The following is a 26,304-nucleotide window of genomic DNA, read 5'->3' on the forward strand; positions in this document are numbered from 1 at the left end:
TTGCTTTCCCGCATGAGAGACCTGGCGTTGGCCGCCGGTATGCTTCTTGGCCGTCAGGCGGCGGCCGGTCGCCGCCCGGCGGCGGTCGCCAGCTCGCGGATACCCGGCTCGATATGCTGGAGCGCGATCGACGAGATGCCGAGCCGCATGAACCGCGTCGGCTTGTCCGCCGCTTCGAAGAACCGGTCGCCGGGCTCGATCAGCACGGAGCGCGAGGCTGCCGCTTCCGCGATGCCGCGCGCATTGGTGCCGCGCGGGCCTTCGAGCCAGATCGAGGTTCCCCCCGCGCTGTCCGTCGAGCGCCAGTCGGGCAAGAAGGCATCGATCGCCTGAACCAGCCGCGTGCGCCGTTCGGCAAAGGCGGTGGACAGACGCCGCACCAGGGCATCGTGATGGCCGAGCGACAGGAAAAGCGCGACCGCGCGCTGGTTGTTGGCGGGTGGATGGCGCAGCATGAAGCGGCGCAGGGCGCGGAGTTCGGCCACGAGTTCGGCGGGCGCCACGATGAAGCCCATGCGCAGGCCCGGCGCAAGCGTCTTCGAAAGCGAGCCGACATAGATCACCCGGCCGGTGCGGTCGATGCTCTTCAAGGCCTGCTGCGGGGCGTCGTCGAAGAGCTGGCTGTCATAGCCGTCCTCGATGATGATCCGGTCGTTGCGCTCGGCATCCGCCAGCAGTTCCTCGCGCCGCGCGAGGCTCATCGGCACCATGGTCGGGCAATGATGGCTGGGCGTGACGAAGACGGTTTGCGCATCGGGATCGATGCTTTTCACCACCAGCCCATGCTCATCGACCGGTGTCGGCGCAATCCGCGCGCCCATCAGCTTGAAGGCCGAGCGCGCATCGGGGTAGCCCGGATCTTCCATCGCCACCACGGACTGCTTGGTCGCCAACAACTGCGCCAGCATGAAGATGGCGTTCTGCGCGCCCAGCGTCACGATGATCTCGTCGGGGCTCGCAAAGATACCGCGCCGGGGCAGGAGCCGGGCCTGGATCTGCTCGATCAAAAGCGGATCGTCGCGATCCACCATGTCCGCCGCCCAGTTGCGGATTTCGAGCACGGCCAGCGCCATGCGGTTGCATTCGCGCCATTCGGCGGTCGGGAACAGCGAAGGGTCGAACTGGCCATAGACGAAGGGATAGGACGTCTTGATCCAGTTCTCCTGTTTGCGCGAGGGCGGCAGGGCCGACGGCGTCATGGCCCGCCGCTTGGCCCAATCCACGCCGCGTAAGGGCTGCGGCTGCGCGCCCTCGGGCTTTGGCGGGGTCGCCAGCACTTCCGGATTGACGAAATGACCGCGCCGCTCGCGCGCCACGAGGAAGCCCTGGTCCACCAGCTGCTGAAAGGCCAGCACCACCGTGCCGCGCGCGACACCGAGCTTTTCGGCCAGGATGCGGCACGAGGGCAGGGGCATGGATGCCGCGATCTGCCTGTCGAGAATGGCCGCGACGATGGCCTGCCGGATCTGCGCTTGCAGCGTCTGGCCGGAATCCGGCGAGATATGGAACAGGCCTGACCAGATGGCCGTATCGTTTCTGTGTGTCATCGCGCACCCTCCTGCCGGACGATCCTCTTGGTGGGCTCAAGCCGGCTGCGATTTCTGGACCAAGGCTAGCTTCGGCCTTTGGACCAATCCTATAGGCCAGCGGCGTAAGATGTTATGCCAGTTTTGCGGGAGCCTGTCGCGATGATCCGCGTTTGCAAGCTTCGCGCGTTCTGCTAGTCCGGCCGCGCCAGTGTTTCCCCAGGAGCCGCCTCCCATGTCGCCGCTTTCCACTGCCCGCGAAATCGAAGCTCTCAAAAGCCACCGGGCCGAGACGCCCAAGGATATGCGCGCGGCCTTTGCCGAAGACCCGCAGCGCTTCGAGCGCTTCTCGCTCGAACATGACGGCATGCTGCTCGACTGGTCGAAATGCGCCGTGAACGAGAAGACGATCACGCTGCTGGCGGAGCTTGCCCGCGCTGCCGGCCTCGAAGAGCGTCGTGCCGCGATGTTCCGCGGCGACAAGATCAACGGCACCGAGAACCGTTCCGTTCTTCATGTGGCGCTGCGCGAGAGCGCCGACCGTGGCCTCACGATCGATGGCGAGGATGTCCACAGGGAAGTGGAAGAAGTCCTGTCGCGCATGAGCGCCTTTGCCGAGGCCGTGCGCTCTGGCGAGGCGAAGGGCGCGACCGGCAAGCCGATCACGGATATCGTCAATATCGGCATCGGCGGTTCCGATCTCGGTCCTGCCATGGCCGTGCTCGCACTCGCCCCGTTCCATGACGGCCCGCGCGCGCATTTCGTGTCGAATGTGGACGGCGCGCATATGCATGACACGTTGAAGGAGCTGGACCCCGCTTCCACGCTCTTCATCGTGGCCTCCAAGACCTTCACCACGATCGAGACCATGACCAATGCCGAAACGGCGCGGAAATGGATCGAGGCCGCGCTCGGCACGGATGCCGTCGGCCATCACTTCGCCGCCGTTTCCACCGCGCTCGACAAGGTGGCCAAGTTCGGGATCGGCGAAGACCGCGTGTTCGGCTTCTGGGATTGGGTCGGCGGCCGCTATTCGCTCTGGTCCGCCATCGGCCTGCCGATCATGATCGCGGTCGGCCCCAAGAATTTCCGCGATTTCCTGGCGGGCGCCGAAGCCACCGACAAGCATTTCGCATCCGCGCCGCTCGAGCAGAACCAGCCCGTGATGCTCGGCCTGATCGGCTGGTGGCACCGCGTCGCCTGCGGCTATCCGGCACGCGCCATCATTCCCTACGACCAGCGCCTGTCCCGTTTTCCCGCCTATCTGCAGCAGCTCGACATGGAGTCGAACGGCAAGAGCGTGACCATCGATGGCGAACCGGTGACCACGCCGACCGGCCCGCTTGTCTGGGGCGAGCCCGGCACCAACGGTCAGCACGCCTTTTTCCAGCTTCTCCACCAGGGCACGGACGTGATCCCCGTCGAGTTCATCGCAGCCGCTTCCGGCTTCGAGCCCGATCTCAAGCATCACCACGACCTGCTGCTCGCCAACTGCTTCGCGCAGTCCGAAGCCCTGATGAAGGGCCGCACGCTGGCCGAGGCGCGCGAGCAGATGGGTGCCAAGGGCATGGCGGCGGAAGAGGTCGAGACGATCGCGCCGCACCGCGTTTTTCCCGGAAACCGTCCGTCGATCACCATCCTCTACGACAAGCTCGATCCCTTCACCTTCGGCCGCCTGATCGCGCTCTACGAGCACCGCGTTTTCGTGGAGGCGCAGCTGTTCGGCATCAATGCTTTCGACCAGTGGGGTGTTGAACTCGGCAAGGAACTGGCGACGGGCCTGCTGCCCGTGGTCGAGGGCAAGGAAGACGCCGGCTCGCGCGACAGTTCGACCGCCGGTCTCGTCGCCTTCATCCACGGCAAGCGCTGAATGGGCAAGATCAAGGCCGTCCTGTTCGACAAGGACGGCACGCTGATCGACTTCCAGAAAACCTGGTTCGCGGTGGGCGACGCCATGGCGCTCGCCGCCGCCAACGGCGACCGGGCCGAGGCCGACCGGCTGCTGGAGCAGGGCGGCTACGACTTCACTGCCGCCCGCTTCAAGCCCGACTCGGTCTTCGCCGCCGGCACCAATGCCGAGATCGTCGCGCTCTGGTATCCCGAACTGAGCGATGCCGAGCAGGCGGAACGCGCCAAGGCCTATGACGCCTTCACGGCGGTCGAAGGCGCGAAACGCGCGGTGCCGCTGCCCGGTCTCGAAGCAGCCATTCGCGCGCTCCATGCGCGCGGCCTTCGCCTCGGCGTTGCCACCAACGACTCGGAGGAGGGGGCGAGGCTCACGCTCGAAGCTCTCGGCCTTTCCCCTTTCTTCGATGCCGCCTACGGCTATGATTCCGTCCCAAATCCCAAGCCGGCCCCCGATCCGCTTTATGCCTTCGCCAAGGTCGTCGGTTGCGAGCCGCAAGAAATCGCGATGGTGGGCGATAACAACCACGACCTCGTGATGGCGAAAGCCGGCGGAGCCGGGCTGGCGGTCGGTGTATTGTCCGGCACGGGAACGCGGGAAATTCTTTCACCTCTCGCGGATGTCATCTTGGATTCGGTCGCCGAGCTGCCCGATTTGCTGGCTAAGGCTTAAGTATAAGTCTCGACGGTCTCCGAAATCGGGCTATCTGATCCCAGGTTTCCAGGAGACCTCATGTCGCTCTCGATCCTCCTCACCGCCAGCACGCTCCTTCTCGCAATGGCCGCCGCGCCGGCTGCGGCCAGCCCGATCGAGGGCTTGCAGTGGAGAAACCGTGTGGTGATCGTCTTCGGTTTGGACGAAGCGAAGGTCGACAGCCAGCTCGACGCCTTCCTTGCCGACCGTTCGGCGCTCGAGGAGCGCGAGATGGTGCTGATCCATGTCGATGGCGAGGCTGTGTCCGTGCCCTTCGGCGACATCGACCCGCCGAGCGCCGGCGCGATGCGCGAAGCCTATCGCATCGATCCCGATGAGCCTTTCGTGGTGATCCTTGTCGGCAAGGACGGCGGCGAGAAGCTGCGCCGAACCGAACCCGTGACGGCGAGACAAATCTTCGATCTCATCGACTCGATGCCGATGCGCCAAAGCGAAACCAAACCCTGAGCCTGCCGAAGAGTGAACTTGCCGAAGGGTGAGCCTGCCGAAGGGTGAGCCTGTCGAACCCCTAGCCTCTGAGTTCGCGCCTCAGGATCTTGCCGACATTGCTTTTGGGCAGTTCCGTCCTGAACTCGATATGGCGCGGGCGCTTGTAGTTGGTGAGGTTGTCGCGGCAGAAGTCACGCACCTCATCCTCGGTCAGACTCTGGTCCTTCTTCACCACGAACAGCTTCGGCACCTCGCCCGCGCGCTCGTCCCGCACGCCGATCGCGGCCACTTCCAGCACCTTGGGATGGCGCGCCACGACCTCTTCCAGCTCGTTCGGATAGACGTTGAAGCCCGAAACGAGGATCATGTCCTTCTTACGGTCCACGATCTTGACGTAGCCGCGCTCGTCCATCACGCCGATGTCGCCGGTCCGCAGGAAACCGTCCTCGGTCAACGCACGGCGGGTTTCCTCGGGCTGGTTCCAGTAGCCAGCCATCACCTGCGGGCCCTTGATCAGGATCTCACCAACCTCGCCCAGGCCCACATCGCGTCCGTCATCGTCGCGGATCGTCACTTCCGTGGATGAGATCGGCACGCCGATCATGCCGGAGAACTCTTCGGCGTCGAACGGGTTGGCGGTGGCGACCGGCGAGGTCTCGGACAGCCCGTAGCCCTCCGCGATCCAGATCCCGGTCAAGGCCTTCCACTTCTCCGCCACCGCGCGCTGCACCGCCATGCCGCCGCCGAAGGTCAGGATCAGGGCGGAAAAGTCGAGCTTGCGGAACGCCTCGTTGTTCAGAAGCGCGTTGAACAGCGTGTTGAGGCCGGGAAAGACGTTGACCTTGTGCCTGCCGAACTCCTTGGCGAGTGCTGGAATATCACGCGGATTGGGGATGAGGATGTTGTGCGCCCCCTGCTGCATCCCCATCACGGCATTCACCGTCAGCGCATAGATGTGGTAGAGCGGAAGCGCGCAAAGGAAGGTCAGCCGATCGGGCTTGGGCTTTTTGGCATAGGCGCTTTCGAGCCACGCCGCATTCTGCGCCACATTGGCGAGGATGTTGCGGTGGAGCAGCATCGCACCTTTCGAGATGCCCGTCGTGCCGCCGGTATATTGCAGAAAGGCGAGGTCGTCCGGTCCCACCTGCACAGGCCGGAAGTCGAGTTTCCTGCCCTGTGCCAGAGCCTGCCTGAACGCGATATGACCCGGCAGCCTCCATGCGGGCACGAGCTTCTTGACCTTGCGCACCACGAAATTGACGAGCGTGCCTTTCAAGACCCCCAGCATGTCGCCCATGGTCGCCACCACCACATGGCGAAGTGCGCCCTTGTCCTGAACCTGTTCCAGCGTATGGGCGAAGTTCTCGAGGATCACGATCGCCTCCGCGCCCGAATCCTTGAGCTGATGCCCGAGTTCGCGCGGCGTGTAGAGCGGGTTGACGTTGACGACGACGAGCCCGGCCCGCAGCGCGCCCATCAGCGCCACCGGATATTGCAGCACATTGGGCATCATGATCGCGACACGCGCGCCCTTCTGCAGTCCCAGCGACTGCAGGAACGCGCCGAAAGCGCTCGACGCCTTCTCGAGCTGCTTGAAAGAAAGTGTGGTGCCCATGCAGGAAAAAGCGGGCCGCCCCGCATAGCGGCTGGTGGCACGTGCCAGCAGGTCTCCGACCGAATTGTCGGGGAGGGGCGTGATCTCGGGCGAAACGGAGGACGGGTAGCTCTTCAGCCACGGTTTGACGGGACGTTCGCCCGGAACGGGCTTCGCCGTCATCGCTGTTGCCGGAGCCTGTGTTCCGTTCTCATCCGCCATTCAGTTCCCTCCATCCGGCGAGCTTCCTGCTCGCCCTCGCTTTTCCTTTGAGTGTGGCGACAAGCATCCGGTCGCGCAAGTCTCGCTCTATTGCCCGAAGCCCTGATGCGCGTTGAGGAAAGCGATCTCGGCCGGCGTGCTTTCACGGTCCAGCACGCGGTTGCGGTGGGGAAAGCGGCCGAAGCGGGCGATGATGTCGCGATGCTCTTCGGCATATTTCAGCGTTTCCGGATCGCCCAGCGCGCTGAACAGCATCACCGAATGCTCCTGGTCCGCCATCACCTCGGAATGTTCGAGCGGCATGTAGATGAACTGGCGGTGCTCGGGCGCGATCTCTGCATCGAGTTCCTTTTCCACCGCGTTGCGCGCGATAAGGGCCGCCTGGTTGTCGGTGGCGAAGGCTCGTGCCGTACCGCGAAACATGTTGCGCGGAAACTGGTCGAGCGCGATGATCGCAGCCAGCGCCGCATCGGCCTCGTGATAGGCATCGGCGGGCAGGCTGGTGGCCAGTTCCTCGTGAATGGAAAGGAAGCGCGCGCGGATCGTTTCGTCGATCTCGGGCGTCGATTCGTACCATTGTTCGGGGGAAAGCTCGCCGAACCAGAACTCCAGAATCTCGGCCTGCCAGCTTTTTCTCACGACGATCTCGCCTTTCTGTGAACCGCGGCGACAATGCCGAAAATCCATTCGAGAACAAGTTCAGAGGCGTTGATTGCAACAGACGCACGGATGAACAGCATAAAATTGCTCAAATATCCGTCGGTTAAGCAATTTTCTTCCGTCCCCGGTGCTTGGGTCGCTATTGTGTTCCCAACCCTGAAAAACCTGCTTATATGCCGCCTTCGCCGGCCCGAACGGGGGGCTTGGCAAACAACAGGGAGCACTCAATGAAGAAGACGATTTTTGCGGCAGCGCTTCTCGCCGCGACCGTCCTCAGCGGCGCGGCCAGCGCCAAGACCTTCGTGTTCTGCTCGGAAGGTTCGCCGGAAGGCTTCGACCCCGGCCTCTACACGGCCGGCACCACCTTCGACGCCTCCGCGCACACGGTCTATAGCCGCCTGCTCGAGTTCAAGAAGGGCACGACCGAGACCGAGCCGGGCTTGGCCGAGAGCTGGGAAATTTCCGACGACGGTCTTCAGTACACCTTCAAGCTTCGTTCGGGCGTGAAATTCCAGACCACCGATTTCTTCACGCCGACCCGCGAACTGAACGCGGACGATGTGGTCTTCTCCTTTGATCGTCAGATGAACGCCCAGAACCCATGGAACCAGTATGTCGCTGGTGCTTCCTGGGAATACTTCGCTGGCATGGGCTTCCCCGAGCTGATCTCCAAGATCGAGAAGGTCGACGACCTGACCGTTCGCTTCACGCTCAAGCGCAAGGAAGCGCCGTTCCTCGCGAACCTCGCAATGCCTTTCGCCTCGATCGTCTCCAAGGAATATGCCGACAGCCTCGACAAGGCCGGCACCAAGGAAAAGCTGAACCAGCAGCCGCTCGGCACGGGCCCCTTCCAGTTCGTGGCCTACCAGCAGGATGCGGTCATCCGCTACAAGGCCAATCCGGACTTCTACAAGGGCAAGGAAAAGATCGACGATCTGGTCTTCGCCATCACCACCGACGCCGCCGTGCGCTTCCAGAAGCTCAAGGCCGGCGAATGCCACCTGATGCCTTACCCGAACTCGGCCGATGTCGAGTCGATGAAGTCGGACCCGGCTCTCAAGGTCGAGCAGCAGGAAGGCCTGAACGTCGCCTATCTCGCCTACAACACGACGCAGGCGCCGTTCGACAAGGTCGAGGTGCGCAAGGCGCTCAACATGGCCATCAACAAGCAGGCGATCGTTGACGCCGTGTTCCAGGGCGCTGCGACGCCGGCCAAGAACCCGATCCCGCCGACGATGTGGTCCTATGACGAGAGCACGGTGGACGACAATTACGATCCCGAAGCCGCCAAGAAGATGCTGGCGGATGCGGGCGTATCCGGCCTCTCGATGAAGGTCTGGGCGATGCCGGTGGCGCGTCCCTACATGCTCAATGCCCGTCGCGCGGCCGAGCTGATCCAGTCGGACTTCCAGAAGATCGGCGTCACCGTCGAGATCGTGTCCTATGAATGGGCCGAATATCTCGAGCGCTCCAAGGCCAAGGACCGCGACGGCGCGGTGATCCTCGGCTGGACCGGCGACAATGGCGATCCGGACAACTTCCTCGACACCCTGCTCGGCTGCGATGCGGTCGGCGGCAACAACCGCGCGCAGTGGTGCAGCAAGGAATTCGACGATCTGGTGACCAAGGCCAAGGAAAGCTCCGATCAGGCCGAGCGCACCAAGCTCTACCAGCAGGCCCAGGCCGTGTTCAAAAAGGAAGCTCCGTGGGCGACCCTCGATCACTCGCTTGCCATCGTGCCGATGCGCAAGGAAGTGACCGGCTTCGTGCAGAGCCCGCTCGGCGACTTTGCCTTCGACGGCGTCGACATCACCGAGTAATTTGAACTAGACATCGCGAGCGGGGGCGCCATCTCCAATGATGGCGCCCCCGTTTGCTAAGAGCCTATTCGAGAATTCATCGGCAAAGGGCCAGCGAGGAATTTTCGCTGTTCCGCGAGGCGCCGAACGTCAACGATGCTGAAGCATCGGCGAGTCTCGGCAACGACGCGGGCGGCGGAAAGAACCTCCGGACCGACCCGAAGACACGATCAAACAGGCTCCAAACGCCTTCGCACCGGCCCGGCTTGGCCGAACAGGACAGGCTTTCCATGTTCCGTTTCTTTCTCGGCCGCCTGGCCGTTCTGATCCCGACATTCCTCGGCGTGTCGCTGATCGCCTTCTCGTTCATCCGTCTTCTGCCCGGTGACCCGGTCGCCCTTCTGTCCGGTGAACGCGTGATGTCGCCCGAGCGCCACGCCCAGATCAGCCACAATCTCGGCCTCGACCGACCATGGATCGTGCAGTATCTCGACTATCTCTGGGGCGTGCTCCACGGCGATTTCGGCACTTCCATCGTCAGCAAATCCTCGGTCAGCGAACAATTCCTGCAGCTCTTTCCGGCGACGCTGGAACTCAGCATCTGCGCGATGATCTTCGCCATCGTGATCGGCATTCCGGTGGGTGTCTTCGCAGCGCTCAAGCGCGGCTCGTTCGCCGACCAGACGCTGATGGGCGTGGCACTCGTCGGCTATTCCATGCCGATCTTCTGGTGGGGCCTGCTGCTGATCATCCTGTTCTCGGGTGTGTTGCAGTGGACGCCTGTCTCGGGCCGCATCTCGCTGCTCTACTTCTTCCCGCCCGTCACCGGCTTCATGCTGATCGACTCAGCTCTGTCCGATCAGGCCGGTGCCTTCAAATCGGCCTTCAGCCACCTGATCCTCCCTTCAATCGTGCTCGGCACGATCCCGCTCGCGGTGATCGCGCGCCAGACGCGTTCGGCCATGCTGGAGGTTCTGGGCGAGGACTATGTGCGCACCGCGCGTGCCAAGGGCCTTTCGCCCTTCCGCGTGGTCGGCATCCACGCTTTGCGCAATGCCATGATCCCCGTCATCACCACCATCGGCCTGCAGGTCGGCGTGATGCTCGCGGGCGCGATCCTTACCGAAACGATCTTCTCGTGGCCCGGCATCGGCAAGTGGATGGTCGATTCCGTGTTCCGCCGCGATTACCCGGTGATCCAGGGCGGCCTGCTCATCATCGCCGGCATCATCATGCTCGTGAATCTGGCCGTGGACCTGCTCTACGGTCTCATCAACCCCCGCATCCGGCATTGAGGAATTGAGCGATGGCTGACACCACTGCCGCCGAGGATGTCGTGATCGATCCGTCGCGGGCGCGACGGCTTTCCGAATTCTGGTACTATTTCTCCGAAAACCGCGGCGCGGTGATCGGGCTCGTCGTCTTCATCATCCTGGTGCTGGCTGCCGTGCTCGCGCCGCTCATCACACCTCACGCGCCGGCCATGCAGTATCGCGACGCGGTGCTGCTGCCGCCCGCATGGGAAGCAAACGGCCGCGCAGCCTATCTGCTCGGCACCGATGCGGTGGGCCGCGATATCTTCTCGCGCCTGCTTTACGGCGCGCAGTTCTCGCTCTTCATCGGCGTGGTGGTGACGCTGCTCGCCCTCGTGGGCGGCATCGTGGTGGGCGTGATCGCCGGCTATTTCGGCGGCTGGATCGACACGCTGATCATGCGCCTGATGGACATCATCCTGGCTTTCCCTTCGCTGCTTCTGGCGCTGGTTCTCGTCGCCGTGCTCGGGCCGGGCCTGACCAATGCGATGATCGCCATCGCGCTCGTGCTCCAGCCGCACTTCGTGCGCCTGACGCGCGCCGCCGTGATGGCCGAGAAGAACCGCGAATATGTGGTCGCCGCGCGTGTCGCGGGCGCGGGCTCCTGGCGGCTGATGTTCCGCACCATCCTGCCCAACTGCATGGCGCCCCTGATCGTGCAGGCGACGCTCTCCTTCTCGAACGCCATTCTCGATGCGGCGGCCCTCGGCTTCTTGGGCATGGGCGCCCAGCCGCCGACGCCCGAATGGGGTACGATGCTGGCCGAGGCGCGCGAGTTCATCCTGCGCGCCTGGTGGGTCGTGACCTTCCCCGGCCTCGCCATCCTCATCACCGTGCTTGCCATCAACCTGATGGGCGACGGCCTGCGCGACGCGCTCGACCCGAAGCTCAAGCGGTCCTGATGGAAGGTGCGTCTTGGAACTGAGCGCATGGATCACGCCCGCGATCGTCGCAGCCCTCATAGCGGGGCTGGTGAATGTCGCGGGATGGTTCGTGACCTACCAGCGCGAGCGCCGGCTGGAAACGGCACGGCGCGAGGAGAAGGTGCGCGATTACATCACGGCCCTTCGCGCGGAAATCCGTTGCCACAATTTTCGCTGGTCGGAAACCGAAGCGGTCGAGCATCTGGCTGCGATCGCGGCTCGGATCGAGGGGAACCCGTCCTACACACCCTTCGTCCCCCGCGATGCAGGCAACAAGATCTACGACGCGATCGTGAACGAGATCCATCTTCTGCCTGCCGAGGCCATCGACGCGGTCGTGCGCTATTACGCACAGACCCATTCCGTTGCGGAGATGGTGGAGGACTTGCGCTCGGAGACTTACGATCGTCTCGACGCTGCGCGGAAAACGGCGATCTACCGGGACTATATCAGTCTCAGAACGGAAGCTGGGCGACTCGCGAGCGAGGCCGAGGACGCGCTCAACAACTGGCGCGGCGCGTCATGATGCGATCAATAGCCGGGGCGAGGGCCCGTGGGACCGGAAATCGGCTTGACCGGCGGAAGCTGGTTGGTGGTCGACATAACTGGGTTCTCAACCATTGCCCCCGAAATATAGACAAGATTGGAAGGAATTTGAAGTGAGCATCCTTCTCGAAATCGAAAACCTCTCCGTCGAGTTCGAAACGGCCTCCGGTCCGTTCCGCGCGGTGGACGGCGTTTCCATGAAAGTCCACGAAGGCGAGGTCTTGGCCATCGTCGGCGAGTCCGGTTCGGGCAAGTCGGTGTCGATGCTGGCCGTGATGGGCCTGCTGCCCTGGACCGCCAAGGTCCGCGCCGACAAGATGCTGTTCCAGGGCCGCGATCTTCTGGGTCTCGACGCCTCCGCCCGGCGCAAGCTGGTCGGCAAGGACATGGCCATGATCTTCCAGGAGCCGATGGCCTCGCTCAACCCGTGCTTCACGGTCGGCTTCCAGATCGAGGAAGTGCTGCGCGTCCATCTGGGCCTCGACAGGAAAGCGCGTCGCGCGCGTGCCATCGAGCTTCTCGATGCGGTCGGCATTCCCGATCCCGCCTCGCGCCTGTCCGCCTATCCGCATCAGATGTCGGGCGGTCAGTGCCAGCGCGTGATGATCGCGGTCGCCATCGCCTGCAACCCGAAGCTCCTGATCGCCGACGAGCCCACCACCGCGCTCGACGTGACGATCCAGAAGCAGATCCTCGACCTCCTGATGCGCCTTCAGGCCGAACACGGCATGGGCCTCATCATGATCACCCACAATATGGGCGTGGTCGCCGAAACGGCCGACCGCGTGGTCGTGCAGTACAAGGGCAAGAAGATGGAGGAAGCCGACGTGCTCTCGCTGTTCGAGAACCCGCAGCATCCCTACACCAAGGCGCTTCTGGCCGCGCTGCCCGAAAACGCCACCGGCGACCGCCTGCCCACCGTTTCCGCAGCCGCCTTCGAGGAGGTCCTCCAATGAGCCCGGTTCTCGAAATCCGCGACATCAAGCGCGACTACCGCCTGCCCGGCGGCCTGTTCCGGCAGGACAAGGTGATCCATGCCGTGAAGGGCGTGTCCTTCGCGCTCGAAAAGGGCAAGACGCTGGCCATCGTCGGCGAGTCCGGCTGCGGCAAGTCCACGCTCGCGCGCATCCTGACCATGATCGATGCGCCGACAGCCGGCGAGCTCTTCATCGAAGGCAAACGCGTGGACATCGCCAAGGATGGTCTCTCGCCCGAGATGCGCCGCAAGGTGCAGATCGTGTTCCAGAACCCCTATGGTTCGCTCAACCCGCGCCAGAAGGTCGGCGAGGTGCTGATGGAGCCGCTGGTCATCAACCAGACCGACATGCCCGCATCCGAGCGCCGCGAGCGCGCGCAGGGGATGCTGAAGAAGGTCGGCTTGGGCCCCGAGCACTTCAACCGCTATCCGCATATGTTCTCGGGCGGCCAGCGCCAGCGCATCGCGATCGCCCGCGCCCTGATGCTCAATCCCAGCCTTCTGGTTCTGGACGAGCCGGTTTCGGCCCTCGACCTCTCGGTGCAGGCGCAGGTCCTCAACCTGCTCGCCGATCTTCAGGACGAGTTCGGCCTGACTTACGTCTTCATCAGCCACGACCTGTCGGTGGTGCGCTATATCGCCGACGAGGTGATGGTGATGTATTTCGGCGAAGCGGTCGAACACGGCACGCGCGATGCCGTCTTTTCGAACCCGCAGCACAGCTACACCAAGACCCTGTTCGCCGCGACGCCGCGCGCCAGCGTCGAAAACATCAAGGCGAGGCTGGCAAGAAAAGCCGCTGCCTGAAGGGCCTGTCAGTGGAAAAGAGAAGGGCGCCTCGCGGGCGCCCTTTTTGGTTTCACTCAGTCGGTCAGCTCAGCGGGGACCTTGCCGCCATTTTCGGCGAGCTTTTTCAGTAGCGCCTTGTGAAGCCAGATATTCATCGTGGCCGAGTCGTTCTTGTCGCCGGTGTAGTGGAGTTCGTCCGCCAGCTCCTTGCGCGAAGCGAGATCGCTGTCGAGGTCGAGTGCCTTCATCAGGTCGACGATGGAATGCTTCCAGTCGAGGTTCTGGCCGTTCTTCTTGACGGCCGCGTCCAGCACCGCCGCGACATCGACCTGGCCCGATGCCGGGCTCGGTGAAGGGGCCGCTGACGAGGGAGTTGACGCCTGTGCGGTCTGTGTCGGGCGATCGACCTGGCTTGGCTGCGCCACGCCGCCGGACGGTGCGACCGGGGAGGGCGCGGCGGGAGCGGATGGGCTCACCGAAGCGGTCTGCGGCTGCGTGCCGGGCTGAACGGTCGAGCTCGGCTGAGCGGTCGTCGTCGGAGCGGCAGCCTCGGCCTCGTGATGCCCCCAGATCTTTTCCTTGATCCTGCTGAAAATACCCATTCCGCTCTCCTTGCTGTCGGCGATTATTGGCAGCCGTCTTCACGCGGCCGTGACATAAAGCGGGAAAGCCGGACCTTGGTTCCGGCTCCCGTCACCTGCCGCACCGACAGGGTCAGCCAAGAAGGCACCGCGGTCGACGCGTGGGCTGAAGGCCGGTCGAGCGCGCCGGAAGTCACTGCGGCCGCCTCGCATATACGGTTCGCCGCGACCACGCCCAACGCCCCGAAACTGATGCACCGGGGAACCGAAGCCGTGCCCTGAGGTTCGAACAGGCGGACCTTTCCTTTGGAAAAGCGCAAGCTTTGGAACGGCGCGGAACTCTGCGCCGAACCGCGCATTCTGTTCATCTCGGCGTGAGCGCGAGTTGAACGGCTTGTTTGGCAGGTCTTTCAGCCAGTGCACGCGCCGGACCGGCGCAAAAGCGTCGTTGATCCCCTCGGCGTGCGAGCGCCGTTGACCCATTGAATTTTTGCTTCAAGCGCCAGGAGATTGAAGATGAGCAATCAGGATCCCCCATTCGGCAACCCCTCGGATCGTCCTCTCGGCTCCTCCTCGAGCCTCGACCAGTCGGCGAAGAACGAGGCGGACAAGCTGCGCGACGCCGGCAATACCGTGCGCAACGACCTGAGCAGTGCTGCCGAAACCGCGAAGTCTGACTTCCGCTCGGCAACCGAGACCGCCAGCCGCGACTTCGCCGCGCTCAAGGACCAGGCTTCGAGTCAGTTGAGCGAGCTGAAGAACCAGGCCACGAGCGAGTTTTCGAACATCAAGTCGCAGGCTCAGGGCCAGCTCGGCGAGGCAACCGAAAAGGCCAAGGCCTACGCGACCGAGCAGGCCAGTCAGCTCGGCGACCGTGCGCGCAGCTTCGCCAACGAGCAGAAGGGCGTCGCGGCCGAGCAGGTCGGCGGCTTTTCCGAGGCCGTGTCGCGCTTCGCCGACGATCTGCAGGGCAGCAACAGCGCCGTTGCGGGCTATGCGCAGAACCTCGCCGGCAGCCTGCGCACGCTGGCCGACAACGTCCAGAACAAGAGCGTCGAGGATCTTTTCTCGATTGCCCAGGATTTCGGCCGCCGCCAGCCTTTGGCCTTCGCAGGTATCGCGGCCCTTGCCGGCTTCGCGGCCAGCCGCTTCCTGATCGCCTCGGCCAACCGGTCGGAGCCTGCGCCTGCATACGGTCGCGAGCGTGACTATTCTTCCACGCGCGATGCGCTGGACCGCGACGATTATGAGGTGGATTTCGAGCGTGACGCCACGCGCGACACGTCTCCCGCTTCCGGAGTGAGCACCCATGGCCGGATTTAACGACGGTCGCCCCCTGACCGAACTGCTGGGAAGCCTCGCTGGCGACATCAGCAGTCTGTTCCGCAAGGAAATCCAGCTTGCCAAGGCCGAGGCCTCCGAAAAGGCCACCGAGATGGCCCAGAGCGGCGTTCAGATTGCCATCGGCGCGATCCTCGCCCTCGGTGCTCTGGGCGTCTTGCTCGGCGCGGCCGTTTCCGGCCTTGCCATGTGGTTCGTCTCGATGGGCTTCACGCCGCCCGGCGCGAACGCTCTGGCTGCCCTCATCGTCGGCGTGATCGTGGCGATCGTCGCCTGGCTCTTCATCTCGCGCGGCCTCAGCGGCTTCAAGGCGCGTAATCTCAAGCTCGAACGCACCGCGACCTCGCTTCAGCGTAACGCGACCGCCGTGAAGGAGAAGTTCTGATGTCCAACTACACAGACACCGACTATTCCGAGCCGAAGTCCTCGGCCGAGATCCAGCGCGAGATCGAGCTTCAGCGCTCGCGTGTGGAAAACACCATCGACCAGATCCAGGACCGTCTTTCGCCGGGCCAGATCGTGGACGAGCTTCTGTCTTACACCAAGAACGGCGGCGGCGAGTTCGTTTCCGGCCTCGGTCGCGCGGTCAAGGCAAACCCGATCCCGGTCGCGCTTCTCGGCCTCAGCGTCGCCTGGCTCATGGCCGGCCCTTCGAAGGCATCTTCCTCGCGTTCCTATCGCGAAGATCGTGTCCGCCCGGTGCGCGCCTATGACTACGCCTATGAGGACGATTTCTTCGACGATGACGATTTCGACGACCTCTACGATGTGAACGACGAGGACTACCCTTACGCCACCGTCGAAGGCTCGTCGCTGCGCCGGTCTTATTCGGGCTCGGACGAAAAGACGGGCGGCCGCTTCTCGGAATTCGTCGATGACGCGGGCAAGAAGTTCCGCGCCGCCACCGACGAACTCGGCAACCGCGCTGGCCACTTCACGGACGAAGCCGGCAACACCTATCGCGGCTTTAAGGACAGCGCCGGCAACCGCATCGCGTCCTTCCGCGACGAAGCCGGCAACGTCATCGAGGGCCTGAGCGATTGGGCGTCCGACACCTGGGCCAAGGCACGCCGCGCCCTGCACGACGCCCGTGACGGTGCCTCGATCCGCGCTCGCCGCACGAGCCGTTCGGTCTCGGAAGCCGCTTCGGCCTTCTCGAGCTCGGTGTCGCGCAATGCACGCCGCGCGTCCGACGCCGGCGCTTCGGCCGGCCGCGGCATCTCGCGTGCCGGTGCCTCTGCCGGCCGCAGGTTCGCCGAGGTCGGTTCGGCCGTCGGCGATCGTGGCGCTCGCGCCGCACGTTCGGCTGCCGATACGATGCACGAGCAGCCGCTGATCACCGGCGCGCTGGCCTTCGCCGCCGGTGCCGCGATCGCAGCGCTTCTGCCGCGCACGCGACAGGAGGACGAACTGCTCGGCGAGACGGCCGATCAGGTGAAGGCCGAGGCCGGCCGCCGCGCGGCTGATCTCTACGAGCAGGGCAAGGAGCAGGCTGCTTCGCTCTACTCGGAAGCCAGCAGCAAGGCCGGTGACCTTTACCATCAGGCAACCGAGCGCGTTGGCGAGGCCTATAGCCAGGCGCGTTCGGCGGTTGCGGATCAGGCTGCCGCTGCGCGCGGCGCGGTTCAGGACGCTGCCGACAAGACCAGTGCTGCCGCGCAGGACGCGACCAACCGCGCCGGCGATGCTGTGCGCGACGTCGAGGTGGAGCGCGATACCGACCAGTTCGGCAATCGCGATCAGGCCCGCAACATCTGAGTCTCGACCCTCAAGCCAAGATCGGAAAGGGCGGCCCGCCGAGCGGGCCGCCCCTTCTTGTTAAGGAACTGTGCGGACGCAAGAGCCGTTAAATCCGACCAATGGGAGGATATTGACCGTGAACACCGCGAACCTTCAGCTCGAAGGCCTTTATCTCGCGCTCGCCGCGCTCATGGGCAGTTTGCGTCGCCACGATATCCTGAGCGAAAGCGCGATCGATGCGGCGCTTGCCGAAGCCGAGCGCGCTGCAAACGATGACAGCGAAATTGCCAGCGAACGCAGCGAAGCCAATCGCCAGGCCGTTGCCTTTCCCATCCGCCTTCTTCGACTGGCGAATGCCTATGGCACCGCTGAGATGCCGAGCTTCAGCGAACTCGCGGCGCGCGTCGGCCAGCACAACCACCAGAACGAACGCGAGGAACAGTGACCATGACCGACAAACCCGACGCCAGCACGCCAGATCGCAAACTCGGGCGCGGCAAGGATAGTGGCACCGGTGCCTTCGCCGGCACGCAAACCGGCGGCAAGAACAGTGGCGTCTCGAGCGCCAAGCCGCAGGTCATCACCGGCCACGAGGACGCCAGCTTCAAGGATAACCCGAAGGACCCGGGCAAGGACAGGTAAAGGGGGGAGGGGTGCTGAGCTTCTCGCAGGGGCTGGGGCGCGTGGGTTTCGGCGCAATCAAATCCGCACCGAAGCAGCGCAACGTGCATCAGGCTCCTCTCACCTTGACCACCAGCGCGTAGAGCGACTGACTGGCGGCCATGAACAGTCGCGTCCTCTTGCGGCCTCCGAAGCTCAGGTTTGCACAGGCTTCGGGAAGATGAATGATCCCGATCCGCGTCCCGTCGGGATCGAACACGTGCACGCCATTGGTCGCGGTGCTGCCCGAGCCTGAAGCCGCCCAAAGCCGCCCATCCTCATCACAGCGGATGCCATCGCTCTTGGCCGGCGCCATCTCGCCGAAGGCGCGGCCGTGGGCGAGCCGGACACCATCCTTCACATCATAAACGGTCAGCGACTGCTGAAATCCCTCATCGCCCGGATTGCCGGTGTCGACGAGATAAAGCCGCGAGAAATCCGGCGAAAAGCACAGGCCGTTCGGCCGTGCATGCGCCTCGCTGACGATTGCCAGTGTCCCATCGGCCGGGTCGAACCGGTAAACCCGCGTCGGCAGCGCCGGCTCGTCGCGGTCGCCCTCATAGTCCGACATGATCCCGTAACCCGGATCGGTGAACCAGATGCCGCCATCGGGATGGCAGGCGATATCGTTGGGCGCATTGAAACGCTTGCCTTCGAAGCGGTCCGCGAGAACCGTGATCGTTCCGTCATATTCGGTGCGGGTCACCGAACGAGGTCCATGCTGGCACGTCAGCAGGCGGCCTTGGTTGTCACGGGTATTGCCGTTCGAAAAACCGCTCGGCTGGCGGAAGGTGCTGACGGCGCCGGTTTCCTCTGTCCAGCGCAGCATGCGGTCGTTCGGGATATCGCTCCAGATCAGCTGACGCGTGTCGCCGAACCAGACCGGCCCTTCCAGCCAGCGTCCGCCCGTCCAGAGCCTTTCGATCGCAGATGAATGGTGCACGCAGGCCGAGAAGCGTGGATCGAGCGTCTCGATCGCCGGATCGGGGTAAGCGACGACCTCGCGCTCCCAATCGCGGTCGAGCGCGAATTCGTATGACGCGGCGAGCCGCTCGTCCCGGCTTTCCTTGACCGCCATCGCGTATGTGCCGCCTACGAGCCGAGATCGTCCAGCGTATGTTCGATTGCCGCGATGTTGAGCTCGAGCTGTGCCACGCGTTCGAGCGTGGATTGGCTCGGCATCGCCGGCACGTCCGCCGCCGCATAGAGGAGCCGCTGCTGCTCGCCCTTCAGCCGCTCGAGCAGGGCTTCGAGCTTGTCCCGCATGGTGAATGTCCCTTCCTTCGGATTCATCCGTCTATAGAACGCGGGCCCAAAGCCGGCAATGTAAAGACACGGTTTATCCGCAGAGCTTTGGCTGATATTCCAAATTTATGATGAAGGCGGCGGCACTGATCTGTGGCTTCATTTGAGAACCGTCGATTTCATTCCGCAGATGCTTCCATTCCAGAATCCCAGACGCTCCACTATCCCTCCCGAGGAAAGACGAACTTCGACAGTGAACGTCGGCCGCCATGACGGATCGTGTCCTCCCCGATACGTGGCAATGAGGCGAACCGGATCGATTTCCATTCCTGGGCGTTGGCGCGGCTCAATGGAGATTGAACATGGCGGACTATAGCGACAAGGGCCTCTCGATCCTCGCTTTCGCAGCCTATCACAGCCTGACCAGCGGCAGCACGGTCAGCGAGGTCGTGCTCGATGATGGCGAAGGCCACCGTGCCGACCCCGATGGCGTCAAGGAACTCGAGGATGCCGGCCTGCTCCAGGCAGATGGCGCGCGCGGTCGTCTGTCTTCGGAAGGCGAAGCCGCACTTGGCAAAGTGCTCGATGCCATTCGCGGAGCGGTTCGCTAAACGAGCCGGAACCGTCGATGAGCATCCGCTTCCTCATGCGTGTCGAAGTCGATGATGTCGGCGCCGAATTCACTGCCGAGGCCGCCCCCGGCCTCCCCGTGATCCGCGCCGACCGCTTCGTCGACCGCGAGCGCCTCGAGGCGATGGCCATCGAGGCAGCCGCGCAGGTTGCGGATGAGCTCGAGAGACAGCTCGCGGCAAGATCCCCGACCATTTCCGACCGAAGCTGAACTGAATGATTTCAGGAAACGGGTGGTGCCGCTTGCGTGACTCGAACACGCGACCCCCGCATTACGAATGCGATGCTCTACCAACTGAGCTAAAGCGGCAACCTTGGGGCGCCTGATAGCCTTTCCGGAAAATGGATTCAAGCCGGTTCGAGAAGCTTTTCGGCCTCAAACTTGCCGTATCTTTTCGGGATGCGCGAGATACATATGTTGGCGAACTCTTTGACGCAGTGGGGATAGCGCATGCCGATCAAGGCCGTGGTCTGGGGAGAGAACGTGCATGAGCAGGAGAATGCCGTCGTGCGCGGCATCTATCCCGATGGCATGCATGAGACGATCGCCAAGGCCCTGAACACGGGTGACGGCATCAAGGCGACGACCGCCACTCTCCAGCAGCCCGAGCACGGGCTGACCGAGGCGCGCCTTGCCGAGACCGATGTGCTGCTCTGGTGGGGCCATGCCGCGCACGGCAAGGTGTCCGATGCGGTCGTGGAACGCGTCGCCACCCGCGTTTGGGAAGGCATGGGCCTGATCGTGCTCCATTCCGGGCACTATTCCAAGATCTTCAAGCGGCTGATGGGCACGCCCTGCTCGCTCAAATGGCGCGAGGCGGGCGAGCGCGAGCGCCTTTGGGTGATCAACCGCAACCATCCGATCGTAGCGGGCTTGGGCGAGGCGCTCGAACTCGAGCAGAGCGAAATGTACGGCGAGCCCTTCGCCGTGCCTGAGCCGGACGAGACGGTGTTCGTGTCATGGTACGAGGGCGGCGAGGTGTTCCGCTCTGGCCTCTGCTACAAGCGCGGGGCAGGGCGCATCTTCTATTTCTCGCCCGGTCACGAGACCTATCCGATCTTTCATAATCCCGAGATCCACACCGTCCTGCGCAATGCGGTGAACTGGGCGCACAACCCGGCGCCTGCCTGGAAGAGCATCACGGACGCCCCGAACGTGCCGGTGAGCGAGGCGAGGGAGGCCATCGAGCAGAAGGGCCCGCGCCTTCATGCCGATGGCGAGGAAGGCTACCGGTAACTCAGTTCATCCGCGATTCAGGAAGGCTGCTGCACGGTCCTCCTGACATTGCTCAAACCACAGACCCTTCATGAAGAACCTGCTCCTTTTGGGAACCGGCACCATTGCCGGAATGCATCTTGCCGAGTTCGGTGCGCTGCATGACTGCCGCATCGTCGCCTGCGCGGATTCGCTGCCGGGTCGCGCGGATGCGTTTGCCGAGAAGAACGGCCTGCTGAACGCATTCGAAAGCCTGGACGATGCCATTCGTTGGGGCGATTTCGACGCGGCGATCAATGCCACGCCCGATGGCGTCCATCGCATCACCACGCTGCAGCTGATCGACGCGAACAAGCCGGTCTTCTGCGAAAAGCCGCTGGCGCCGAGCTTCGGCGACGCCATCGAGATGACCGATGCGGCGGAAAAGGCCGGGCTCGTCAACATGGTGAACTTCACCTACCGCAACTCGCCCGCGCTGCAGATGGCGCGGCAGATGGTGATAGGGGGTGCCATCGGCACGCTGCGCCATGTGGAAGCCGCCTATCGCCAGAGCTGGCTGGTCTCCAAGGCCTGGGGCGACTGGCGCACCGAGCCCGGCTGGCTCTGGCGGCTTTCCCGCGCGCACGGCTCGAACGGCGTGCTTGGCGATGTCGGCGTCCATATCCTCGACTTCGCCTGCTATGGCGCCAATGACGAGGTGGCGAGCCTGCGCGCCGATCTGGTGACTTTCCCGAAGGCCGAAGGTGACCGCGTGGGCGATTATGCGCTCGACGCCAATGACAGCTTCTCGATGACCGCGCGCCTCAAGGGCGGTGCGCTCGCGACCATTCTCGCCACGCGCTACGCGACTGGCCACGCCAACGACCTGTCTTTGGCGCTGCATGGCACGCAGGGCGCGGTGAAGGTCGAGACCGATGGCCGGTCGTCACAGCTCTTCGTCTCGAGCGGCAAGGGCGTGGACGCCCATCGCTGGCGCCGCAAGAATGTGCCGCCGACGCGGCGCAACGCGCGCGCCTTCGCCGATGCGCTGATCTCCGGGGTCAACGGCGAGCCCTCCTTCCGCCGTGCCGCCGAAATGCAGCGCATCATCGACGCGGCCATCGTCAGCGCGGAATCGGACCGGACGGTGGTTCTCGCTTAAACGCCGAGGCGGGTTTTCGCCTCGCTGTATTCCCGTTCCAGCCGGTCGACCAGTTCCGCGACCGGCTGAACCCGGTCCACCGAACCCACGCCCTGGCCCGCGCCCCAGATATCCTTCCAGGCCTTGGCGCCCTCGACCGCTGCCTTCTCGAAATCCATCGCGCTCGGGTCGGCGCTCGGCAGCCTGTCCGGATCCATGCCGGCAGCCTCGATCGAACCCTTGAGATAGTTGCCGTGGATGCCGGTGAAGAGGTTCGAGTAAACGATGTCGGCCGCGCGCGAGCCGACGATCATCGCCTTGTAGGCGTCGCTCGCCCGCGCCTCGTTTGTCGCGATGAAGGGCGAGCCCATATAGGCCATGTCGGCACCCATCGCCTGCGCCGCGAGGATCGCGCCGCCCGTGGCGATGGCGCCCGACAGGATCAGCGGCCCTTCGAACCATTGCCGGATCTCGCCGACCAGCGCGAAAGGCGACAGCGTTCCCGCATGGCCCCCGGCGCCTGCCGCCACCGCGATCAACCCGTCCGCGCCCTTCTCGATGGCCTTGCGCGCATGGCGGTCGTGGATCACGTCGTGCAGCACGATGCCACCATAGGAATGCACCGCCTGATTGACCTCCTCGACCGCGCCGAGCGATGAGATGACCACGGGCACCTTGTATTTCACGCAGAGCCCGAGATCGCGTTCCAGCCGCTTGTTGGAGCGGTGCACGATCTGGTTCACCGCGAACGGCGCAGGCCTCCGCCCCTGGTGGGGTGCGCCGAGCGCTTCGGTGATCTCCGCCAGCCATTCGTCCAGTTGCGCTTCGGGCCGCGCGTTCAGCGCTGGAAACGCTCCCATCACGCCGGCGCGGCATTGCGCGATCACGAGCGGCGGGTGGGAGATGATGAAGAGCGGGCTGGCGATCAGCGGCAGGCGAAGATCCTGCGAGAGGATGGGAGGCAGGGCCAAGTCGGTTCGGATCCTCGTCTGAACTGTGGAACGGCCGGTTCTAGCATAGGCGCCTCGCGCCACAATCCATGCCACGTGGCTAGGCGCACAGCGCATGTTTCGCTAGAGATTCGAAACGGATGAGGCGGGGGATGCGCTTTTCCGCTCGATTCTTGAAACAGATGGCCCCGATCAACCGGGGACGGAGAGAGAAACCGCGTGGATCCCATTGAAAAGGCCATCCGCAACGCGTTCGAGAAAGGCGATGCACGCGACCGCGCCTTTCGCGAGAAGGTGTACCGCTCCGCCTTCGCCGCGCTCGACAAGACGCTGAAGAACAATCCCCAGGTCACGGTCGAAAAAGCCATCGCGCGTCGCAAGGCGTTGCAGACCAAGATCACCCAGATCGAAGCCGAGTTCGTCGCACCCCCGCCGCCGGTCGCTCCTTCGCTGGACATGAGCCCGTCGCTGGACGGCGTGCGCCCGACCCAGAACACTCGCCCATCGCCCCGCGCGCCGCAGGGAGGGCCCCGCGTCGAGCCCGGCTTTGACGGCATCGATAACCCGTCGCCCGTTGCCGAGCGCTCCGGAGGCTTTGCCGTCGATCCCGACATGCGCCGCGAACCGCGCAGGCGCGGCTGGGGCGGCCTGCTGTTCTTCCTCTTGTTTCTCGCCATCCTCGCAGGCGCCGGCTACTGGGCCTACCAGAACGGCATTATCCGCCAGCTGGCCGACCAGTATCTCGGCAGCTCGGCCACAACGACGACCACGCCTGAAACCACCGACGGGCAGCCGATCGAGCCAGCGCCGGCCCAGCCATCCTCGTCCGCCCCGCCGGCGCTTGGCGAGCAATCCGACGAGAGCCGCAACTGGATCAACGTGTTCGATCCCACCGACCCGGCCACCGCACGGGCCACGGGCGGCGCCGCCGCGCGTGGCGCGAATGATCCGGCAGGTCCTTATCTCGAAGCCCGCTCCAACGGTGCAGACGGCACGGTGGTCTTCGATGTCGGCCAGGGGATTCTCGACCAGCTCAAGGGCCGCTCTGCGACCTTCGACATCGTCGCGCGCGGGGCGGGCGGGTCCGGGACGCAGGTTTCGGTCGATTGCGACTTCGGCCCGCTCGGCGACTGCGGCCGCAAGCGTTATGCGATCACCCCCGACCGGGCCGACTACCTGTTCGAGGTGACCTTCCCGAACGAGACCCCGCGCGCAGGGGGAACCATCACGATCAACACGGATGTGTCCGGCGGCACCGGCGCGGTGGATATCTTCGAAATCCGCGTCGCGCCTGCGGAGTAAGTCTTTGGTCTCGCCGCGATCCCGACCGCGAGACCGCCGCGCGCTTCGGCTGGCATGGCGGCAGCACGATGATGGATGAAATTGCGGCTGCAGGGTCGCGATCCCCCGCATCCGCGCGTTCCCGCTTTTTCTTCATCCACCCCCTCTGCGCCTTCGCTTAGATTTCGCTCACCGCTTCATCGGGAGCCAGGTCGCGACGGCGCATCTGTGGAGCGGACGGTGCCGGACTGGTCGTGCCAACGTAGTGCGGCTGGGTGATGAGCCCCTAAGTCCGGGCCCCAAGTGAGGAGCGGTGGGTGACGCCCCGTTCTGTGGACCTAGGGCAAGAACACCGAAAGCGGCGCATGGCGCGGGTCATGCACTTCACTAAAGCCACGAGGCCAGCGCCATGCGCCGTCTCCTGAACCCCAACCACCCCATACCCCGGCTCGAAACCCGAGCGCGGCAGCGACGACGCGCATCCGGAGGTTGCCAGGGCAAAGTGGAATCGGGTTCCGTGAAAACTGGACAGCCTCTAGCGATCCAGCAACGACTCGAGCGATTCCAGCCGGTCCGCCTCGGCCGGCGGCTTGTCCCAGCGCAGCCGCGACACGCGCGGAAAGCGCATGGCGATGCCCGATTTGTGCCGCGTCGAACGCGCCAGCCCCTCGAAGGCGACTTCGAGCACGAGCCCGCTCTGTCTGTCGGCGCGCACGGAGCGCACGGGCCCGAAGCGGTCGATCGTGTGGTCGCGCACATATTTGTCGATCTGCTTCAACTCGGCATCGGTGAAGCCGAAATAGGCTTTGCCCACGGGCACCAGCTCGGGGTTTTCTTCCGGCCCGGTCCAGACGCCGAACGTATAATCGGAGTAGAAGCTCGACCGCTTGCCATGCCCGCGCTGGGCATACATCAGGACGGCGTCCACCGTGTAGGGATCGCGCTTCCACTTGAACCACGGCCCCTTGGCGCGGCCGGCCATGTACGGCGCCGACCAGCGCTTCAACATCACGCCTTCGATGACCGGGTGCGGCGGCCGCTTCCGCTTGTCGTCCACATCATGCCAGTCGGAAAACTCGACCAGCGGAGAAAGGTCGAAGCGGAACGGGTCGAGCTCGCTGATGAAGCGTTCCAGCCGCTTGCGCCGTTCCTCGAAGGGCAGGGGGCGCAGATCCTCCTCGCCCTCCTGCAAGAGGTCATAGACGCGCACGAAGACCGGATAGTCCTCCATGACCTTGGCCGAGACCGTCTTGCGGTTGAGCCTCTGTTGCAGGTCCGAAAACGTGCCCGTGCCGCCCTTTTTATCGTGCACCAGAAGCTCGCCATCGATGGCCGCATCGAACTGCACCGCATCCATCAGATCGGGAAAGGCCCCCGAAACATCATCGCCGGTGCGCGAATAGAGCCGCTTGATTCCGTTCTCGGCCACCACCTGCACGCGGATGCCGTCCCACTTCCACTCGGCGGCATAGTGCTCGGGCTCCAGCCTTTCGAGGTCGTTGTTCTCGACAGGTGTCGAAAGCATCACCGAGCGGAACAGCGCCTCGGGCTTGCGCTCCGGTTTCTCGCCATGGCCTTCGAGCCAGGCGAAGAGGTTGAGATAGGGCACCGAGAGCCCGTGCCAGACTTCCTCCACCTCGTTGACGTCCACGCCACCCAGATCGGCCAAGGCCTGCTTGGCCAGCCGCGCCGACACGCCGATGCGCAGGCCGCCGGTCACGAGCTTGATGATGGCGAACCGCGCCGAGGCGCTTTCAGCACTGTCGAGCAGCCGCGCCAGCACACGCGGCCCATCCGACCGGCTCGCGGTTTGAAGGCTCTCGACCACTTCGGAAAGCGTCGGCGTCCGGTTCGCGCGCAGATGCGATTCCGGCGCGGGCCAGACCAGCGACACGGCTTCGGCCAGATCCCCCACATAATCGTGGCTGTAGCGGAACAGCACCGGGTCCATCCGCTCTTCCATGAGCGCGCGCAGCATCGCGGGCTTCACCGCATTGATGGTGAGATCACCGGTGATGGCGGCCAGCGCCAGCCCGCGGTCGGGGTCTTCGGTCTCGCGGAAGTAGTCGGTCAGAAGCTTGAGCTTGCCGAGGCGCGAGGGCGTGAGGACGAGACGGTCGAGGAGTTCGGCGAAGCGGTTCAC

The 26,304-nt window shown here is 64.3% G+C and carries 27 protein-coding genes and 1 tRNA gene; 19 read left to right on the forward strand and 9 right to left on the reverse strand.

The window, feature by feature from the left end; all coding sequences use genetic code 11:
- Positions 1-53: 53 nt before the first annotated feature.
- Complete coding sequence (pdxR, locus tag NGM99_RS00540) at positions 54-1,547, reverse strand: MocR-like pyridoxine biosynthesis transcription factor PdxR (RefSeq protein WP_252815098.1); 1,494 nt, start codon at positions 1,545-1,547, stop codon at positions 54-56.
- 214 nt (positions 1,548-1,761) lie between these two features.
- On the opposite strand from pdxR, the gene pgi reads away from it, so the two are divergent.
- The 3 genes from pgi to NGM99_RS00555 are packed head-to-tail and all read left to right on the forward strand — an operon-like array spanning position 1,762 to position 4,593.
- Positions 1,762-3,396 carry a glucose-6-phosphate isomerase gene (pgi, locus tag NGM99_RS00545; RefSeq protein ID WP_252815099.1) on the forward strand — a complete coding sequence of 545 codons (1,635 nt, stop codon included), beginning with the start codon at positions 1,762-1,764 and terminating at the stop codon, positions 3,394-3,396.
- Positions 3,397-4,104 (forward strand): HAD family hydrolase, encoded by a 708-nt coding sequence (locus NGM99_RS00550; protein ID WP_252815100.1) that lies wholly within the window; start codon positions 3,397-3,399, stop codon positions 4,102-4,104. It begins immediately after the preceding gene.
- A 60-nt stretch (positions 4,105-4,164) separates the two neighbouring features.
- A complete protein-coding gene (locus tag NGM99_RS00555; protein ID WP_252815101.1) occupies positions 4,165-4,593 on the forward strand; it encodes a DUF4174 domain-containing protein in 429 nt (142 codons plus the stop codon).
- 61 nt (positions 4,594-4,654) lie between these two features.
- On the opposite strand, the gene NGM99_RS00560 is transcribed toward NGM99_RS00555, so the two are convergent.
- A complete protein-coding gene (locus NGM99_RS00560; RefSeq protein WP_252815102.1) occupies positions 4,655-6,391 on the reverse strand; it encodes a long-chain-fatty-acid--CoA ligase in 1,737 nt (578 codons plus the stop codon).
- A gap of 87 nt (positions 6,392-6,478) precedes the next feature.
- The gene (locus tag NGM99_RS00565) at positions 6,479-7,030 is read right to left on the reverse strand and encodes a DUF924 family protein (protein ID WP_252815103.1); all 552 of its coding nucleotides are present in this window, start codon (positions 7,028-7,030) and stop codon (positions 6,479-6,481) included.
- A 248-nt stretch (positions 7,031-7,278) separates the two neighbouring features.
- On the opposite strand from NGM99_RS00565, the gene NGM99_RS00570 reads away from it, so the two are divergent.
- The 6 genes from NGM99_RS00570 (at position 7,279) to NGM99_RS00595 (ending at position 13,415) form a co-directional block, all read left to right on the forward strand.
- Positions 7,279-8,871, forward strand: coding sequence for an ABC transporter substrate-binding protein (locus NGM99_RS00570; RefSeq protein ID WP_252815104.1), 1,593 nt, complete (start codon positions 7,279-7,281; stop codon positions 8,869-8,871).
- Positions 8,872-9,140: 269 nt separating this feature from the next.
- Positions 9,141-10,145 carry an ABC transporter permease subunit gene (locus NGM99_RS00575; protein ID WP_252815105.1) on the forward strand — a complete coding sequence of 335 codons (1,005 nt, stop codon included), beginning with the start codon at positions 9,141-9,143 and terminating at the stop codon, positions 10,143-10,145.
- Positions 10,146-10,156: 11 nt separating this feature from the next.
- Positions 10,157-11,065: an ABC transporter permease subunit gene (locus NGM99_RS00580; RefSeq protein ID WP_252815106.1), complete on the forward strand. Its 909-nt coding sequence runs from the start codon at positions 10,157-10,159 to the stop codon at positions 11,063-11,065.
- A 13-nt stretch (positions 11,066-11,078) separates the two neighbouring features.
- Entirely contained in the window at positions 11,079-11,612 is a 534-nt protein-coding gene (locus NGM99_RS00585; protein ID WP_252815107.1) for a hypothetical protein, read from the forward strand.
- 133 nt (positions 11,613-11,745) lie between these two features.
- Positions 11,746-12,588, forward strand: coding sequence for an ABC transporter ATP-binding protein (locus NGM99_RS00590; protein ID WP_435371359.1), 843 nt, complete (start codon positions 11,746-11,748; stop codon positions 12,586-12,588).
- Entirely contained in the window at positions 12,585-13,415 is an 831-nt protein-coding gene (locus NGM99_RS00595) for a dipeptide ABC transporter ATP-binding protein (RefSeq protein ID WP_252815108.1), read from the forward strand. The genes NGM99_RS00590 and NGM99_RS00595 overlap by 4 nt, the downstream gene beginning before the upstream one ends.
- 56 nt (positions 13,416-13,471) lie before the next feature.
- On the opposite strand, the gene NGM99_RS00600 is transcribed toward NGM99_RS00595, so the two are convergent.
- Positions 13,472-13,999 carry a DUF3597 domain-containing protein gene (locus NGM99_RS00600; RefSeq protein WP_252815109.1) on the reverse strand — a complete coding sequence of 176 codons (528 nt, stop codon included), beginning with the start codon at positions 13,997-13,999 and terminating at the stop codon, positions 13,472-13,474.
- Positions 14,000-14,494: 495 nt separating this feature from the next.
- On the opposite strand from NGM99_RS00600, the gene NGM99_RS00605 reads away from it, so the two are divergent.
- The 5 genes from NGM99_RS00605 to NGM99_RS00625 all read left to right on the forward strand — a co-directional run bounded on the left by NGM99_RS00605 (position 14,495) and on the right by NGM99_RS00625 (position 17,701).
- Positions 14,495-15,301: a hypothetical protein gene (locus NGM99_RS00605; protein WP_252815110.1), complete on the forward strand. Its 807-nt coding sequence runs from the start codon at positions 14,495-14,497 to the stop codon at positions 15,299-15,301.
- Positions 15,288-15,704, forward strand: coding sequence for a phage holin family protein (locus tag NGM99_RS00610; protein WP_252815111.1), 417 nt, complete (start codon positions 15,288-15,290; stop codon positions 15,702-15,704). The genes NGM99_RS00605 and NGM99_RS00610 overlap by 14 nt, the downstream gene beginning before the upstream one ends.
- Positions 15,704-17,077, forward strand: coding sequence for a DUF3618 domain-containing protein (locus tag NGM99_RS00615; protein WP_252815112.1), 1,374 nt, complete (start codon positions 15,704-15,706; stop codon positions 17,075-17,077). The genes NGM99_RS00610 and NGM99_RS00615 overlap by 1 nt, the downstream gene beginning before the upstream one ends.
- A gap of 118 nt (positions 17,078-17,195) precedes the next feature.
- The gene (locus NGM99_RS00620) at positions 17,196-17,504 is read left to right on the forward strand and encodes a hypothetical protein (protein WP_252815113.1); all 309 of its coding nucleotides are present in this window, start codon (positions 17,196-17,198) and stop codon (positions 17,502-17,504) included.
- A gap of 2 nt (positions 17,505-17,506) precedes the next feature.
- On the forward strand, positions 17,507-17,701 hold the full coding sequence (locus NGM99_RS00625; protein ID WP_252815114.1) for a hypothetical protein: 195 nt from the start codon (positions 17,507-17,509) through the stop codon (positions 17,699-17,701).
- An 88-nt stretch (positions 17,702-17,789) separates the two neighbouring features.
- Here the strand turns inward: NGM99_RS00625 and NGM99_RS00630 are convergent, their stop codons facing one another.
- Positions 17,790-18,797 carry an SMP-30/gluconolactonase/LRE family protein gene (locus tag NGM99_RS00630; protein WP_252815115.1) on the reverse strand — a complete coding sequence of 336 codons (1,008 nt, stop codon included), beginning with the start codon at positions 18,795-18,797 and terminating at the stop codon, positions 17,790-17,792.
- Between the two features lie 14 nt (positions 18,798-18,811).
- Positions 18,812-18,985, reverse strand: a complete 174-nt coding sequence (locus tag NGM99_RS00635; RefSeq protein WP_252815116.1) for a hypothetical protein — start codon at positions 18,983-18,985, stop codon at positions 18,812-18,814.
- 341 nt (positions 18,986-19,326) lie between these two features.
- Here NGM99_RS00635 and NGM99_RS00640 point away from each other — a divergent pair, with 341 nt between their 5' ends.
- On the forward strand, positions 19,327-19,575 hold the full coding sequence (locus NGM99_RS00640) for a hypothetical protein (protein WP_252815117.1): 249 nt from the start codon (positions 19,327-19,329) through the stop codon (positions 19,573-19,575).
- 17 nt (positions 19,576-19,592) lie between these two features.
- On the forward strand, positions 19,593-19,805 hold the full coding sequence (locus tag NGM99_RS00645; RefSeq protein ID WP_252815118.1) for a hypothetical protein: 213 nt from the start codon (positions 19,593-19,595) through the stop codon (positions 19,803-19,805).
- A gap of 23 nt (positions 19,806-19,828) precedes the next feature.
- Here NGM99_RS00645 and NGM99_RS00650 read toward each other — a convergent pair.
- A tRNA-Thr gene (locus NGM99_RS00650) sits at positions 19,829-19,904 on the reverse strand.
- A gap of 141 nt (positions 19,905-20,045) precedes the next feature.
- Here NGM99_RS00650 and NGM99_RS00655 point away from each other — a divergent pair.
- The gene (locus NGM99_RS00655; protein WP_252815119.1) at positions 20,046-20,831 is read left to right on the forward strand and encodes a ThuA domain-containing protein; all 786 of its coding nucleotides are present in this window, start codon (positions 20,046-20,048) and stop codon (positions 20,829-20,831) included.
- A 70-nt stretch (positions 20,832-20,901) separates the two neighbouring features.
- Entirely contained in the window at positions 20,902-21,951 is a 1,050-nt protein-coding gene (locus tag NGM99_RS00660; protein ID WP_252815120.1) for a Gfo/Idh/MocA family protein, read from the forward strand.
- Here NGM99_RS00660 and NGM99_RS00665 read toward each other — a convergent pair.
- On the reverse strand, positions 21,948-22,901 hold the full coding sequence (locus tag NGM99_RS00665) for an NAD(P)H-dependent flavin oxidoreductase (RefSeq protein WP_252815121.1): 954 nt from the start codon (positions 22,899-22,901) through the stop codon (positions 21,948-21,950). The two genes, NGM99_RS00660 and NGM99_RS00665, sit on opposite strands and share 4 nt — an antisense overlap.
- 198 nt (positions 22,902-23,099) lie before the next feature.
- Here NGM99_RS00665 and NGM99_RS00670 point away from each other — a divergent pair, with 198 nt between their 5' ends.
- Positions 23,100-24,182 (forward strand): hypothetical protein, encoded by a 1,083-nt coding sequence (locus NGM99_RS00670; protein ID WP_252815122.1) that lies wholly within the window; start codon positions 23,100-23,102, stop codon positions 24,180-24,182.
- 514 nt (positions 24,183-24,696) lie between these two features.
- On the opposite strand, the gene NGM99_RS00675 is transcribed toward NGM99_RS00670, so the two are convergent.
- Complete coding sequence (locus tag NGM99_RS00675; RefSeq protein WP_252815123.1) at positions 24,697-26,304, reverse strand: cisplatin damage response ATP-dependent DNA ligase; 1,608 nt, start codon at positions 26,302-26,304, stop codon at positions 24,697-24,699.

The sequence above is a fragment of the Mesorhizobium liriopis genome (genome assembly GCF_024053505.1).
In the GTDB taxonomy this organism is placed as follows: domain Bacteria; phylum Pseudomonadota; class Alphaproteobacteria; order Rhizobiales; family Rhizobiaceae; genus Mesorhizobium_B; species Mesorhizobium_B liriopis.